Source organism: Synechococcus sp. M16CYN, assembly GCF_040371545.1.
GTDB lineage: Bacteria > Cyanobacteriota > Cyanobacteriia > PCC-6307 > Cyanobiaceae > Parasynechococcus.
Genome location: NZ_AP029048.1, coordinates 274,403 through 287,822 on the forward strand (window position 1 = coordinate 274,403; position 13,420 = coordinate 287,822).

15 protein-coding genes are annotated in these 13,420 nt (G+C 48.1%); 9 read left to right on the top strand and 6 right to left on the bottom strand.

Going from position 1 to position 13,420, the window contains the following annotated elements; all coding sequences use genetic code 11:
• Positions 1-10 precede the first annotated feature (10 nt).
• The 6 genes from msrB (at position 11) to rsgA (ending at position 4,067) form a co-directional block, all read left to right on the top strand.
• Entirely contained in the window at positions 11-535 is a 525-nt protein-coding gene (msrB, locus tag ABWV55_RS01215) for a peptide-methionine (R)-S-oxide reductase MsrB (protein WP_353291948.1), read from the top strand.
• 424 nt (positions 536-959) lie between these two features.
• On the top strand, positions 960-1,133 hold the full coding sequence (locus ABWV55_RS01220; RefSeq protein ID WP_353291949.1) for a hypothetical protein: 174 nt from the start codon (positions 960-962) through the stop codon (positions 1,131-1,133).
• Positions 1,126-1,827 (top strand): nucleotide exchange factor GrpE, encoded by a 702-nt coding sequence (gene grpE / locus ABWV55_RS01225; RefSeq protein ID WP_353292791.1) that lies wholly within the window; start codon positions 1,126-1,128, stop codon positions 1,825-1,827. Before ABWV55_RS01220 ends, grpE begins: the two co-directional genes overlap by 8 nt.
• Positions 1,827-2,957 carry a molecular chaperone DnaJ gene (dnaJ, locus tag ABWV55_RS01230; RefSeq protein ID WP_353291950.1) on the top strand — a complete coding sequence of 377 codons (1,131 nt, stop codon included), beginning with the start codon at positions 1,827-1,829 and terminating at the stop codon, positions 2,955-2,957. The genes grpE and dnaJ overlap by 1 nt, the downstream gene beginning before the upstream one ends.
• On the top strand, positions 2,954-3,184 hold the full coding sequence (locus ABWV55_RS01235) for a sulfurtransferase TusA family protein (RefSeq protein ID WP_353291951.1): 231 nt from the start codon (positions 2,954-2,956) through the stop codon (positions 3,182-3,184). Before dnaJ ends, ABWV55_RS01235 begins: the two co-directional genes overlap by 4 nt.
• Positions 3,174-4,067, top strand: coding sequence for a ribosome small subunit-dependent GTPase A (gene rsgA / locus ABWV55_RS01240; protein ID WP_353291952.1), 894 nt, complete (start codon positions 3,174-3,176; stop codon positions 4,065-4,067). Before ABWV55_RS01235 ends, rsgA begins: the two co-directional genes overlap by 11 nt.
• Positions 4,068-5,267: 1,200 nt before the next feature.
• Here the strand turns inward: rsgA and ABWV55_RS01245 are convergent.
• From ABWV55_RS01245 to murC, 3 genes are read right to left on the bottom strand one after another with little or no spacing between them, the layout of a single operon-like run.
• Positions 5,268-5,609: a YbaB/EbfC family nucleoid-associated protein gene (locus ABWV55_RS01245; RefSeq protein WP_353291953.1), complete on the bottom strand. Its 342-nt coding sequence runs from the start codon at positions 5,607-5,609 to the stop codon at positions 5,268-5,270.
• Positions 5,610-5,634: 25 nt separating this feature from the next.
• A complete protein-coding gene (murB, locus tag ABWV55_RS01250) occupies positions 5,635-6,531 on the bottom strand; it encodes a UDP-N-acetylmuramate dehydrogenase (protein ID WP_353291954.1) in 897 nt (298 codons plus the stop codon).
• Positions 6,528-7,934: a UDP-N-acetylmuramate--L-alanine ligase gene (gene murC / locus ABWV55_RS01255; RefSeq protein ID WP_353291955.1), complete on the bottom strand. Its 1,407-nt coding sequence runs from the start codon at positions 7,932-7,934 to the stop codon at positions 6,528-6,530. Before murC ends, murB begins: the two co-directional genes overlap by 4 nt.
• 160 nt (positions 7,935-8,094) lie before the next feature.
• On the opposite strand from murC, the gene gap reads away from it, so the two are divergent.
• Entirely contained in the window at positions 8,095-9,120 is a 1,026-nt protein-coding gene (gene gap, locus ABWV55_RS01260; RefSeq protein ID WP_353292792.1) for a type I glyceraldehyde-3-phosphate dehydrogenase, read from the top strand.
• 48 nt (positions 9,121-9,168) lie between these two features.
• Here gap and thiL read toward each other — a convergent pair whose 3' ends face one another.
• Both thiL and ABWV55_RS01270 read right to left on the bottom strand, forming a co-directional pair.
• Positions 9,169-10,164, bottom strand: a complete 996-nt coding sequence (thiL, locus tag ABWV55_RS01265; RefSeq protein ID WP_353291956.1) for a thiamine-phosphate kinase — start codon at positions 10,162-10,164, stop codon at positions 9,169-9,171.
• On the bottom strand, positions 10,161-11,240 hold the full coding sequence (locus ABWV55_RS01270) for a peptidylprolyl isomerase (RefSeq protein ID WP_353291957.1): 1,080 nt from the start codon (positions 11,238-11,240) through the stop codon (positions 10,161-10,163). The genes thiL and ABWV55_RS01270 overlap by 4 nt, the downstream gene beginning before the upstream one ends.
• A 67-nt stretch (positions 11,241-11,307) precedes the next feature.
• Here ABWV55_RS01270 and efp point away from each other — a divergent pair, with 67 nt between their 5' ends.
• Together efp and accB are read left to right on the top strand one after the other, a co-directional pair.
• Positions 11,308-11,868: an elongation factor P gene (gene efp, locus ABWV55_RS01275; protein WP_353292793.1), complete on the top strand. Its 561-nt coding sequence runs from the start codon at positions 11,308-11,310 to the stop codon at positions 11,866-11,868.
• Positions 11,868-12,341, top strand: a complete 474-nt coding sequence (accB, locus tag ABWV55_RS01280) for an acetyl-CoA carboxylase biotin carboxyl carrier protein (RefSeq protein ID WP_353291958.1) — start codon at positions 11,868-11,870, stop codon at positions 12,339-12,341. Before efp ends, accB begins: the two co-directional genes overlap by 1 nt.
• Here the strand turns inward: accB and pdxA are convergent.
• A complete protein-coding gene (gene pdxA, locus ABWV55_RS01285; protein WP_353291959.1) occupies positions 12,311-13,360 on the bottom strand; it encodes a 4-hydroxythreonine-4-phosphate dehydrogenase PdxA in 1,050 nt (349 codons plus the stop codon). The genes accB and pdxA overlap by 31 nt on opposite strands.
• Between the last annotated feature and the right edge of the window lie 60 nt (positions 13,361-13,420).

Consider the following 13,420-nt stretch of genomic DNA (forward strand, 5'->3'; position numbering starts at 1 on the left):
GGGCTGATCAATGACCCTCAACCCGATTGTTGTCTCCCGTCGTTCGTTGCTGTTGGCAACAATAGTCAGTGTTTTCAGTGGTTTTTGGCGGTCGGAAGCAGTGTTGGCAGCTTCTAAAGCCAATGATCCACAGTGGGATCTCACTGATGAGACTTGGCGTAAACGCCTGTCTTCTCAAGCTTTTGATGTACTTCGCAACGAAGGCACGGAACGGCCGTTTACCAGCCTACTTAACGATGAGAAGCGCGAGGGTACTTACCACTGTGCGGGTTGTGATTTGTCTTTGTTCTCTTCATTAACCAAGTTTGATAGCGGCACCGGCTGGCCCAGTTTTTGGCAACCGCTCGAGCAAAGAATTGCAACGAGAATAGATTTCAAATTAATTGTTCCCCGCACGGAATATCATTGTCGTCGTTGTGGTGGTCATCAGGGTCATGTATTCAATGATGGACCTCGACCAACGGGAAAGCGGTACTGCAACAATGGAATTGCCTTGCGCTTCAAGGCAGCAGTAAGGTCTGATCATGACGGGTAGGATGGTAGCCATGCTGATTCATAGTCGCAACTATTAACGCGGAAAATACATGCAAAAGGCACTGATTTCGCAAAGCGCCCCACGCCGTTACCGAAGATGCGGACGGCAATAGCGAACGTTGCAGTGTGACGAATGCTCGTTTGCACCTTTATGAGCTGGTGACCTTCTATTCACGCAGACAGAGCAGTTGACCCTTGTGCAGTCTGTTTAACGATCTTCCCCGTAGCGGCGCGCGCGCCACACTTGATTTGTTAAGCATGATATGGCTCTGACGAAACAACTCTATGGACCAAGGCCTGAATCATTCATTTATATTCCAGAGAGTGATATTTATGGAAAGCAACTATTCCAATAGTCACAGAGTAGCTGAAAATTTTATTTAAATCGAAAACGGCTAAGTCAGGATCATCGATCAGAGAGCGAGGTGCGGGCTTCCGCAGCTTGTGGGAGTTGGGCTCTTTCCTTCAACATGTCTATATGTCAATCCCTAAGCGTTCAGCATGAGCGGCGACGCCTCCACCTCAGCGCAGAACCAGAACGCCGAATCGAGCGACGTTCTTACGGCTTCAAACGTCGATGTTGGCAGTACCATCAATGACCCAGTCGCTAAGGCAACTCCTACGCAGGATATCAACCCAGCTTCAGTACAGAACCAGAACGCCGAATCGAGTGACGTTCTTACGGCTTCAAACGTCGATGCCGCTGGTGCCGCCAATGATCGAGTTGCTGAGACAGGTTTGACAGAAGAGAATGATTCTGCAAATCGCTTGCAGCAGCTCGAGCAGGAACTGAGTTTATTGAAACAAGAACACGGGACGGTTCAAGCTCAATATGTCCGCATCGCAGCGGATTTCGATAATTTCCGCAAGCGCCAGACGCGTGACCAGAGCGACATGCGCCAGCAACTCATCTGTTCAACTCTTACCGAAATTCTGCCGGTGGTGGATAACTTTGAGCGTGCTCGTCAACAGTTGAATCCTGAGGGGGAAGAAGCTCAGGCGTTGCACCGTAGCTATCAGGGCCTCTATAAACAACTTGTGGATGTTCTTAAGCAGCAAGGTGTTGCACGTATGGAGGTTGTCGGTAAAGAGTTCGACCCGAACCTGCATGAAGCAGTACTTCGTGAAGAAAGTGAGGAGCACGCCGAAGGTATTGTCTGTGAGGAGCTGCAACGTGGTTATCACTGCGATGGCAGGGTGCTGCGTCACGCAATGGTGAAGGTTTCGATGGGGCCCGGTACTACGGCTGTCTCCGAAGACACTAAGGAACAGCCCCAGGCGGGGGATGCCTGATGGCTAACTACTACGATCTTCTTGGTGTAAGTCAGGATGCGGACGCGGATTCTTTGAAGCGTGCCTACCGGCGAATGGCCCGTCGATACCACCCAGATGTCAACAAGGAGTCAGGCGCCGAGGACAAATTTAAGGAGATTGGGCGTGCCTATGAAGTTCTTAGCGATCCTCAAACCCGAGCCCGCTACGACAAATTTGGTGAAGCCGGGTTAGGGGGTGCCGCTGGTGTTCCGGATATGAACGATATGGGTGGGTTCGCTGACCTGTTCGAAACTTTTTTCCAGGGATTCGGTGGTTCTGGTACAGCGGGTGGACGGCAGAGGCGTCGGGGGCCTCAGCAAGGTGACGACCTTCGATATGATCTAACTATTGAGTTTGAACAAGCTATTTTCGGACAAGAACAGGAAATCAAAATCCCTCATTTAGAGACGTGTGATACCTGTGGGGGTAGCGGTGCCAGGCAGGGCAGCGGTCCGACAAGTTGCAGCACCTGTGGTGGTGTGGGCCAGGTGCGACGCGCGACACGGACTCCGTTTGGTAGCTTCACGCAGGTCGCGGAGTGCCCCAACTGCGACGGTAGCGGCCAGGTTGTTGCGGATCCCTGTGGATCCTGCGGAGGGCAGGGTGTTCACCAAGTGCGCAAAAAACTACGCATCAATATCCCAGCGGGTGTTGACACGGGCACACGCTTGCGGGTTTCCGGTGAGGGTAATGCGGGTCCTCGGGGTGGCCTGTCCGGCGATCTTTATGTGTTTCTCACGGTCAAACCCCATCCACGTTTACATCGCGATGGCCTCAACCTTATCTCTGAAGTAAAGGTCAGCTATCTTCAGGCAATCCTCGGAGATACAATTGAGGTGGAGACCGTTGAAGGTAAAAAAGAACTAGAAATCCCTGCGGGCACCCAGCCGGCCACGGTTCTAACTCTGGTAAATCAGGGAATTCCCAAATTGGGTAATCCTGTGGCTCGTGGCGATCAGCGCATCACCATAACTGTGGAACTCCCCAAACAAGTGACTTACTCTGAGCGTAGCTTGTTGGAACAGCTGGCAGGTCACCATTCTGCTCGAGGCCAGCAGCATCATCATCACAACAGCGGGTTATTCGCTCGCTTGTTTGGTCAGAAATGATGGACTACCGTTCTCTCGATTTAAGAGGAACACCTTGTCCATTGAACTATATCCGCTGCAAGCTCACTCTGGAGACAATGATCGAGGGTGACTGCCTTGAAGTTATTTTAGACCGAGGTGAACCGGAGGATATGGTCATGAGTGGTTTAAGGAGTGCAGGCCACCAGGTAGTGATGTCTGTTAATCATTCAGCCTGGATACATTTGCGGGTGATTTGTGGTGGTTAATGGCGCTGGCATCGTCGTGGCGCTGCAAGCAAACTACCTGGAAGTGGAGCTTAATACAGTTCCTAAAGGGTATCCAAAACGGCTGCTTTGCACTCGCCGGTCTCGTCTGAGCCATCGCGGTATGGACGTACATGTAGGGGATCGAGTTCACGTAGAAGCCATTGATCCCAAGCAAGCTAGAGCTGTGGTGGTTGATGTTTCGCCTCGTAAGAGTTGGTTGACTCATCCATCGGTGGCAAATGCCTCGCTGGTGGTCGTTGTTTTAGCGGTCGATCAGCCGACTTTTGATCCTGATCAGGCCAGTCGCTTTTTATTAGCAGCGGAACGCACTGGTTTGGATATACAATTAGTCCTCACTAAAGTCGATCTTATTTCCGAGGATGCGTTGACCCGTCTTTGCGGGCGCTTGCGTGCGTGGGGCTATGAAACTCTGCTTGTATCTAGCAAAACTGGTTTTGGAATAGAGATATTGAAACAACGCTTACAGAGAAGCACTCTTGCTGTTCTCTACGGCCCTTCAGGTGTCGGAAAAAGCAGTCTCCTTAACAATCTTTTGCCGTACTTATCTTTACGGGTCGGTACTATTTCTAAACGACTACAGCGCGGACAACATACAACACGACATGTAGAATTGTTCCCATTAGGCAAACAAACATTAGTTGCAGATACTCCTGGATTTCATAGTTCAAATGCGATAGATGGCTTGATAGAAGTAGCGTCTTTATTTCCAGAACTCCGGTGTCAATTAGATCCGTGGCCTTGTCGTTTTCGCAATTGCTCGCATCAGAAAGAACCTGGTTGCGGTGTAGATCGTGATTGGGAACGATATAATTTTTATATTACTGAGTTTAATCAAGTAAAGAAACTTACTAGCTATAAATAATATGATTAGATATTTAATCTATCTTTAATTTTTATATAAATTTTGTTCCTAAGCATTTAGAAGTTAATTTAATAATCCTTAAATTCATGTTTCATAATTACAAAGTTATAATTTATATACATGAATAAATACTATTTAGTGTAATAGTTATTTAAATTCTTATAAAAAATTACTTGATATTCACTTGTAATTTTTTAAAAAGTTTGAATTAGGTTTTAAATATACAATAATACTATAAATAAATTTTATGGTATAAATTTATTCATAGTATAGGAAATACAACTATTTATACTGATTACTAATCAGGCTCTTAATTAGCATTAAAGATAAACCATTAAACCTATAACGTGAATAGTAAATATTTACTCTATTAATTTTATTTATTATAGTATTATAGTGTTAATTAAGTTTCATAAAACTTATATGAAATTAGATAATTATAGCTAATTAAATTAGTTATCAAGAAAACTAAAAACCATTATTTTGATAACATGTGTTTAATATAATGTTCCATTCAATATGCATATCGCTAATTGATAGATAATAAGATGCAAATAAGTTCTCATTATTCTATTATTGATAAATATAAATTAGGATATTCAAGACTTTGATATTATTTTTTTCAATAAATTTAACCACTATTAAATTTTAGTTGTCAACTTTATTAGTTTAGGTATTAAGAAGTAGAAATGTTTGAAACAGCATTAAAACTTTGTTAAACATAAGTGCTATAATTATGAATTAATCATTATTTTAATATTTTAACCCTATCAAAACGAGGTTGTTTGTTTAAATAAGTTAGCATTTCTACTTTTAATTAAAGATAGCAATAATTATATAGCTTGTCAGATTTGATATAATTAAATTTTATTTTAAGTTTTTATTAGTCCCGTGTGTAACTTAGTAGAAATTTAAATAAAACAACTGTTGCTTTATTTATTATTAATAATTACTAAAAGTTTTGTACAGATTAAAGATTTGATAAATTAATTTTATTAAATATATAGCTAATTATCACTGAAAAAACAGTAACATCATAATATTTAGCTATTATTTATCTAGTTTAATCTTATAATATTCTTGCCTAATGTTATTAGAATCCAAGACTTTTCGTTAGTTCTGTTTACTTAATTATTTGCTCTAAGTCTAAATTTTTCTGAATTCTTTGATATAGCAGAGTTTTAGTTGCTTAAAAAAATTTTAGTTGCCCATTCCAGGAAGATTAAGATTAAGTCCGCCTGTGATTTCTTCCATACGGCATTTCATCGTTGTAATAGATTGTGTGTAAGCAGCTTGCAAAGCTTCAAGCATTGCTGACTCACAAGCTTGCGCACCATCGTGAATCAATGCTGGATCTAGACGTACGCTCAAAGGCTGCTGGTTTCCTGATAACCAAACACTGGCACGTCCATCAGCATTTTTCCCTTCGATTTTCATGTCGTCTAACTCTTTTTGGAGTTCTTGAGCATCTTGCTGAATTTGTTGCACTTTGCGGAAGGATTCAGTGAGCTGACCGAAATTTGGAAGTCCGAAACCTGCCATAATGATGTTGGATGATATTTAAAGACTAAACGGCCGCAGCAAATCCCAATCGTTTCACTTCTGGGTGAAGATAAAGATTATGTTGTGATTCAACGCGTTCTTGCACCAGATAAATCAGTTTGTTGATGTCGTTGGCTTGGGCATCGCCGACGTTGACAATGAAATTTGCATGCACCGTAGAGATCTCAGCACCACCAATGCGGGTACCTTTAAGGCCTAGAGTCTCAATGAGCTGTCCAGCTTTCTGAGGCTCTGGGTTGCGAAAGACGCTGCCACAACTGGGCTGTTGATATGGCTGTGTGTTAGTACGATGGTTCAGATTGCAATGCGTTTTGCGACCAATTTGTTCTGGGTCATAACCGGGTTCGAGCTTGAAGCGTGCGGATAGCACCACTAAATTCTCCTGCTGGAGTCGGCTATGCCGGTAAGCAAAGCTGAGTTCATTGTGATGGAGTTCAAAACTGTCTCCACCGTGTATAGGGATCACCCGGACAGACACTAACCGGTCTGCTATGCATCCCCCTTGAGCACCGGCGTTCATTACGGTGGCACCTCCAACGGTCCCAGGTATCCCAATGGCCCATTCGAGACCGTGAAGCCCGGCGTGTGCCGCCCGGCGAGAGAGGGAAGAGATGGGTTCACCAGCAAGCGCCTCAATCATACCGCTATTGGTGTCGATAATGAGACACTGCAATCTGCGTAAGCAAAGGCATAGTCCTGACAAACCATCATCGTGAATGAGTAAATTAGAGCCAGCTCCAATCACTTGGCAGCGAAGACCTTTCTCTTTACTCCATTCCACCCAAGCAATGGTTTCTTCGAGGCTCTTAGGTTCCGCTAACCATTCGGCTAGTCCACCGACGCGCCAGGTGGTGAATTTGGCTAGGCGAGCCTTTGCCCGAGGAACCAGCAACCTCGTCATCGAGCGAGTCGTCCCCAAAGGCTGTCGACGTCGCCGGCTCCCATGGCAAGTACGAGATCTTTTTGACGGCTGTGTTGCTTTACTAGATCCGTGAGATGATCGAGATCGTCAGCAACAGCGATCTCGAGGTCAGGCTGCAAATTTTGAATACGTTTGGCGAGTGTGTTGCTGCAAATGCCTGGAATGGGTTTTTCTCCGGCGGCGTAAACTGGGGCCAGTAGCAGAGCGTCACAGTTCTGCAGCGCCTCGGCAAAAGCATCGAGAAACTCTTGCATGCGACTGAAACGGTGCGGTTGAAACACCGCCACTAACCGCTGTGGAGGCGTGGGAAGTGGACTCTGTCCACTGCTCACCATCAGTTGTGCCATTGACAAAGTTGCCCGAACCTCACTGGGATGATGGGCATAGTCATCAACGATATTTCTGCCTTTCCAAGTCCCCCTGAGGTCAAAGCGACGGCCAGGTGCTTGGAGTCGAGCAAGACCCTGCACCAATCGCATAAAGGGAATACCCTCCATGCGACAGGCGGCTAGAGCCGCTGTGGCATTACTCAGATTATGTAAACCAGCCATCGGCAAATTGAACTCGCCTACAGCCAGACCATCTTCGTAAAACAGTGCGGTGCACCGATCGCCATTCATTTTCACAGGTAGGGCAGCAAAGGCCACGTTCTCGTTCTGTTGGTTGGACCACCAAGCAGTTGGTTGAAAATGCTCCTGGAGAATCGGGTCGTCACGATTTGCGAGTAGTCGCCTACAACCGCGACCAAAGCGCTGCAAAGTCGAAATCAAATCATCTAACCCATCGTAATAGTCGGTATGATCCAATTCTAGGTTGGTGATTACCCCAAGACTTGGGCTGAACTTCACCAGAGACCCGTCAGATTCATCCGCTTCTGCTACCAATAAGCGACCTTTGCCAGAGTAACTGTTGCTTCCAAGGCAAGGGACAACCCCGCCGATCACAGCGGTTGGATCTTCTCCAGCCTCAATAAGTAGCGTGGTAATCAAGGTGCTTGTAGTGGTTTTCCCATGGCTCCCTGCTACAGCGATGGAGGCCTGTTGATCGATCAGCGCAGCCAGTAGATCCGAGCGATGCCAGATCGCAAGCTGATGGTTACGGGCGTGTTCCAATTCGGCATTGTTATGCGGAATTGCGGTGCTGATCACTACCACCGGTGGATTCTTTCTAGATGCAAGAACTGCATTGATGCTTTCAGCCGTTTGTTCTGAAAATACGGTGACGCCTCGGTTGCGTAGCTGCTTAACCGCAGGGCTGTTTTGAGGGTCCGAGCCACTAACGGGGTAGCCACGATCCACTAAAATTTTTGCCAGCGCCGACATCCCAATACCGCCAACACCGATGAAATGAACTGGTGTCTTGGGGGCGAGTAAACGTGGCAACCGGCGGCTACGAAGGATTGTAAAGATAGTCCGGTTTTGCGGCCATGTTCTATGGGAGATAGAGCGAAGTAACCGAGATTTTGTAGGTCGAACGAAGAATTTCCGTCAACTTCTGTATGATCGGCGCCCAAAACCATTACACGGGTTTCCCGCTATTTCTATGACCCTGCGCGTTGCAATCAATGGATTCGGCCGAATTGGTCGCAATGTTTTGCGGGGTTGGATCAGCCGGGGAGCGGATACTGGTTTAGAAATCGTGGGAATGAATTCCACATCTGATCCCGCAACCAGTGCACATCTGCTCACTTACGACTCAATTTTGGGTCGCTTGGATCCATCAGTGGACATCAAGACCACAGACGATTCCATGTTCGTGAACGGCAAGGAAATTAAATTCTTTGCTGATCGCAACCCCCTGAACTGTCCTTGGAAAGATTGGGGTGTGGATCTTGTGATTGAATCCACAGGCGTTTTCAACACTGACGAAAAAGCCAGCATGCACATCCAAGCTGGTGCTAAAAAGGTGATTTTGACCGCCCCTGGCAAAGGTGACGGAGTGGGTACATTTGTCGTTGGCGTGAACGAAGACCAATATCACTATGAGGACTGGAACATTCTTAGTAATGCCAGTTGCACCACCAATTGCCTGGCTCCGATTGTCAAAGTTTTAGATCAAAGCTTTGGCATGGAGTGGGGTCTGATGACGACCATTCACAGCTATACCGGTGACCAAAGGATTCTGGATAATAGCCATCGTGATCTGCGTCGTGCCCGTGCTGCCGCACTAAACATGGTTCCTACCACTACAGGCGCAGCCAAGGCTGTTGCTCTCGTTTACCCCGAGGTGAAAGGCAAGCTCACCGGATTTGCCATGCGTGTTCCAACTCCTAACGTCTCTGCTGTTGATCTGACCTTCGGTACTTCTCAGGGTGTCACCGTTGAAGAAGTTAAGGCTGTGATGAAGAATGCCTCTGAGAACGGCATGAAGGGAATCATCAAGTACAGCGATCTACCATTGGTGTCTACCGATTACGCTGGTACCGACGAATCGACTATATTCGACGCCGATCTTACTTATGCGATGGGGGACAGAGCTGTAAAGATTCTGGCCTGGTATGATAATGAATGGGGCTACAGTCAACGTGTTGTTGATCTCGCTGAGGTCGTTGCTAGAAAATGGAAGTGAACATAATCTAAACTGGTCGAAGACAACCCCCCCAAAGGGGGTTGTTGGTTATTCGCTGTGATCATTTTTGTAATGATCAAAACCCGCAACATAAACGATTTGCCGATTCTTCTGCCAACGAATCATGTTTGATTCTGCAGTGATGTGACCTATGCGACGACTTTGAGGCAAGGCTTCTAGCCATCTTTGAGCCCAGGTGGGGGGTAGGCTAACCACAATCTCGAAATCTTCGCCGCCAGCCAGACACCACCGATCCCAAAGTTCGCCAGCAGGCCAGTCGTCTGGACGTGGCAGTTGATCCCATACGAGCGAGGCTCCGCAGCCACTGCTGGTACAGAGCCCTTGGATGGCAGCTAGTAAGCCGTCGCTGCTATCTACTCCGCCAGCACGCCACGGTAATGCTTCCGGTTTGCATCGGAGTAAAGTCTGGAGAGCTGCGAGTCGTGGGATTGGCCTCTGATGCTGGTTGATCGCCGTTATCCGCAAAGCACTGGGTAAAGAGATCCCGTGCAGTGCCGCATCATTCCGAAGAAGAGCAAGTCCCAGTCGGCTGAGTCCATGGGGCCCGCTTGTAACAAGGATATCTCCCGGTTGTGCATCGCCGCGGTGGAGGCGTAGAGGTCCCAATCGCCCCAGCGCGGTTACTGACAACAACCGCTGGCAACCTTTAGAGCAATCCCCTCCCAACAACACCCCACCAAACTCATCGAGGGCGGCCTTCAACCCGTCATAGACACCGGCCACCCAGCTCCAGGGGGTATGACCTGGTGCAATCAGCGCCACGGTGATGCCATCAATGCTGATGGCTCCACTAGCAGCGAGGTCAGAGAAATTCGCAGCGACGGCTCGCCAGCCTACATCACTGGGTTGGGTGCTGATGTCACTGAAATGGATGCCATCCACAAGAACATCGGTATTCACCAACAGGGGACGGGGATCAGATCCAATGGTTGCACTGTCGTCGATCAGTTGCCCTGGAGGAGCAAAGTAAGCCAGCCGTCTTAATAGTTCTGCTTCACCAAGTTCCGCCAAAGTTTTACTCATGCGCGAGATTTGAGTTGACCGCCAATCTCATCGATGAGAGTTACCGTTATAATCTTGTCGTCTACACCGAGCTCCTTGAGTACATCAAAGCCTTCGATCACATAGCCAAAGGCTGCATTGCGACCATCTACCAGGTTAAGACCAGCTGGTGTTAACTCTGGTTCATAAAGAAATATGAAGAACTGGGAAGAACCATCATCGAGGGCGTTGTCCGAGTGAGCCCATCCTAAGGTCCCAAGTGTGGCGAAGGGCAGAGTCGGTGTTGCTTTAAAAAATCCCACGTCCTCAAAGGTTTCGTTATATAGCGTCTCAGCTTTTTCAGGTATTCGAATTTCGAGGGGTATGTAGCGTTCCTGTTTCGTGGATGGATCGATGTACCCAATCTCCGGACCCTCGGGATCACCACTTTGAAGGACGTAAAAGTCCTCTGCCCTAGTGAAAGGAAGGCCGTCGTAGAAGCCTTTCAGAGCAAGGTCTACAAAAGCACCCGAAGTGAGCGGTGCGTTGTAGCCATCAACAACGGTGGTCAGCTCTCCTTTTGTGGTACTGATTTTGAGCTTAGCCCTCCCCTGTAGACGAGGCAGGGAATCGAACTCGGAGGGAATTATTCGCTCGAATCCGTCTTTCACTAATAAACTCTCCACCTCGCCGATTTGATGTAGCGTGACTCGTCTATCGATGATGAATCCGGGCTTGTCGGTTGCTTTCACTCGAGCGGCCATTTGCTCTAAGCCCGAACCCACCTCTGAAAGCCTCATATCAGCCTGCTCACGGAGAGGTTCTGGAATAGCGTCGAGAATTGTCTTGCGTCGTGTACTAAGCAAAGCCTGACCGCGTGACACGGTTCTTCCAAGCGCACTCCAACGCTTGGCACGTAAATCGTCGCTGGTGAGTTCAAGACGATGCTGCAACTGACGAATGTCGTCTTGTTCGAAGGGCAGTGCATCACGCAGGATTGCCGTTGGATCCTTTACGGCATTGCCTTGAGGTAGGCTAGCCCAGGCAGGAGATGTTAAGTCGAAGAACACGAAGCTGATCAAAGCGACCAAAACGGCCTTGAAACGCTGATGGGTCAAGGGGGGGAAAGCCAGTTATGAAGCGACTTTGGCACAGCCGTATGATCTTCCAAACCGTTCCGTTGGAATGATCTCCAGCAACGACTTTCGCACCGGCACCTCGATTGAAATCGATGGCGCAGTTTGGCGAGTGGTTGAGTTTCTACACGTAAAGCCCGGCAAGGGATCCGCGTTTGTACGCACCAAGCTCAAATCAGTAAAGAACGGAAACGTAATTGAGAAGACGTTTCGTGCTGGCGAAATGCTTCCCCAAGCCTTATTAGAGAAATCGTCTCTACAGCACACATACATGGATGGCGAGGACTTTGTCTTTATGAACATGTCCTCCTATGAGGAAACGCGGCTCACGGCGGCTCAGATTGGTGATAGCTGTAAGTATCTCAAAGCAGGCATGGAGGTGAACGTCGTCTCCTGGAACGGTAGTCCTCTAGAAGTGGAATTGCCTAATTCGGTAGTTCTCGAGATTAAGGAAACTGATCCTGGTGTCAAGGGAGATACAGCGACAGGTGGAACAAAGCCCGCCGTGCTGGAAACTGGTGCCCAGGTGATGGTGCCTTTATTTCTTTCCGCCGGTGAAAAGATCAAGGTAGACACTCGTAATGACTCGTACCTCGGACGTGAAAACTGATGGCCATGCATCTGGATTATGAACAACTTCACCAATTACTTCAGGCGCTTGGAGAAAGCGACATTCAGGAGTTCCGGTTAGAAGGGGATGACTTTCGGTTAGAGGTCCGGCGCAACATCCCGGGGCAGGCTACCGCTGCATCAACTATGCCTACTCCGGTGGTGGCTGCGATTCCAGCGACATCATCAGAACCAGGTTCACCTCCTCCTGTAGCAACATCCATCCGAAGCGATCTATTAGAGATCACTGCCCCAATGGTCGGGACGTTCTATCGAGCCCCAGCGCCGGGTGAACCATCATTTGTGGAAGTGGGCACCCGTATCAGTGTTGGCCAGGCTGTGTGTATCCTGGAAGCCATGAAATTGATGAACGAACTTGAATCTGAAGTCAGTGGAGAAATAACAGAAATCCTAGTGGAGAATGGTACACCTGTTGAGTTTGGTCAAGTCTTAATGCGCGTCAAATCCACTTGAGTCAAGCTTAGTTCCCAAGCGGCCCGGATTGCGGCAATCATACTGTCCGGGCGTGCGGTCCCTTGCGTTGCTATATCAAACCCGGTGCCGTGATCAGGTGAAGTACGTAGGAATGGCAGTTCCAGCGTGGCATTGACAGCAGCATCAAAGGCCATCAACTTCACCGGGATCAGGCCTTGGTCATGATAAAGCGCAAGGATCCCATCAGGTCCCTGTTGATTCTTATGTTGCCAAGCCCGAGCTGCACTCAGCCAACAGGTATCTGGAGATACAGGACCATCTAATCGAACCTCTGGATGCCTATTTCTCCAGTGCAAGACAAGTGGCGTGAGCCAGCTTATCTCCTCAAACCCCAGTCGTCCTGATTCCCCTGCATGTGGATTCAATCCGGCGATTACGAGATGTGGACAAGGTTGAAAGCGTCGACAGAAATCCAAGAGCACGGTCAGCTTGTGATTCACTAACTCTGGAGTTAACGCCTGAGGAATCTGATACAACGGGATGTGGGTGGTCGCTAACAGTGTGTTGAGTCGCCATCCGGTGTAAGGTGAGACAGCTGTGAACAACATGGACGAGCGGTTACTGCCGGCTAGTTCCGCCAAACGTTCCGTTTGGCCAGGGTATTCGTGCCCGGCTGCATACCAGAGGTGCTTAGCAATAGGAGCGGTCACCAGGGCGCGTCCTTTGATGTCCTGTAACAATTTTACTGCCCTGGTGAGCCAGCGGAATCCAGCTTCTCCACCGTGCGTGCTTGGCACCCCAGATTCGATACCCATCTGAAGAGGTTGGTCATCAATAATAAGATGCCGTGGATCGGCTAGGGGTACTGACGTCTGTTGCTTTAAGCGGTTGTGGACTGCCAGTAGACTACTGCGACAACCAACCAGGATTGGTTTCATAGATTTTGGTAAATCTCTTGAAGCCAGTGCCTTTAATACCACTTCCATGCCAATGCCGGCGGGATCGCCAAGAGCGATCACGAGGATCTGTCTAGGATCTTTGGCAACAGTGAAATTCATTACTACGCTGCGCTTGTTACTCCGATAGGGGTCGTCGCAGAATTATGCAATCAACAACCG

Excerpts from the sequence above, each read along its gene's own strand:
- msrB (WP_353291948.1), top strand. The coding sequence starts at position 11 with ATGACCCTCAACCCGATTGTTGTCTCCCGTCGTTCGTTGCTGTTGGCA.
- dnaJ (WP_353291950.1), top strand. The coding sequence starts at position 1,827 with ATGGCTAACTACTACGATCTTCTTGGTGTAAGTCAGGATGCGGACGCG.
- ABWV55_RS01235 (WP_353291951.1), top strand. The coding sequence starts at position 2,954 with ATGATGGACTACCGTTCTCTCGATTTAAGAGGAACACCTTGTCCATTG.
- ABWV55_RS01245 (WP_353291953.1), bottom strand. The coding sequence starts at position 5,609 with ATGGCAGGTTTCGGACTTCCAAATTTCGGTCAGCTCACTGAATCCTTC.
- murB (WP_353291954.1), bottom strand. The coding sequence starts at position 6,531 with ATGACGAGGTTGCTGGTTCCTCGGGCAAAGGCTCGCCTAGCCAAATTC.
- gap (WP_353292792.1), top strand. The coding sequence starts at position 8,095 with ATGACCCTGCGCGTTGCAATCAATGGATTCGGCCGAATTGGTCGCAAT.
- thiL (WP_353291956.1), bottom strand. The coding sequence starts at position 10,164 with ATGAGTAAAACTTTGGCGGAACTTGGTGAAGCAGAACTATTAAGACGG.
- efp (WP_353292793.1), top strand. The coding sequence starts at position 11,308 with ATGATCTCCAGCAACGACTTTCGCACCGGCACCTCGATTGAAATCGAT.
- accB (WP_353291958.1), top strand. The coding sequence starts at position 11,868 with ATGGCCATGCATCTGGATTATGAACAACTTCACCAATTACTTCAGGCG.
- pdxA (WP_353291959.1), bottom strand. The coding sequence starts at position 13,360 with ATGAATTTCACTGTTGCCAAAGATCCTAGACAGATCCTCGTGATCGCT.